1 protein-coding gene is annotated in these 576 nt (G+C 45.1%); it reads right to left on the minus strand.

What is annotated here, in order from left to right; all coding sequences use genetic code 11:
• A partial coding sequence (locus GRP75_RS28895) for a stage V sporulation protein AA (RefSeq protein ID WP_202404371.1) occupies window positions 1-404 on the minus strand: 404 nt, incomplete at its 3' end.
• Between the last annotated feature and the right edge of the window lie 172 nt (window positions 405-576).

A 576-nucleotide genomic window follows, 5' to 3' on the forward strand; every position in this document is an offset into this window, starting at 1 on the left:
TGTACCTCCATCATGCTAACGTCGGCATGAAAATTCATAATTGTCAGCGCAGAGCCAAAAAACAGAAGCACCCATACCAAAACAAACAGTATTTTGGACGGCTTACGGGGTTTCTCCACAAGTTCCACAAGTACATGCGGCTTCCCGAGAGATTCAACTACGACCCCCGGAATATGATCTCTAATTTTTGCTATAATCTGCAGCATGTCTATCAGTATCAGATTACCGTCCTGGTGCTGCGGCCGCTTGAGAACAAGCTCAAGCAAATCCTTTTCCCATTCAGGATTAGTCAGCAGTTGGGCTACATCACCCAAATGTAAATCCTGCCCTTGTATCATGCGGACACGGCTGCGGAGCCGCAAGTAGACAATAGGAGCTACTGTAGGAGCCGGACTATGAGTCATCCGATCCCCTCCTTATCCTCGTAATTATCGATTAGTATGGAACGAAGCAAGGAAACCTATTCTGTGTATTGTCTTTTATCCCACGCAAAAAAGAGTACCCCTTGCCATTAAAATGGCTTTGGAATACCCTTTAGTAATACGTAAGCATAAGGATGTCACTAAGATCCTGACT

It is taken from the genome of Paenibacillus sp. OT2-17 (genome assembly GCF_009827695.1).
GTDB lineage: Bacteria > Bacillota > Bacilli > Paenibacillales > Paenibacillaceae > Paenibacillus > Paenibacillus polymyxa_B.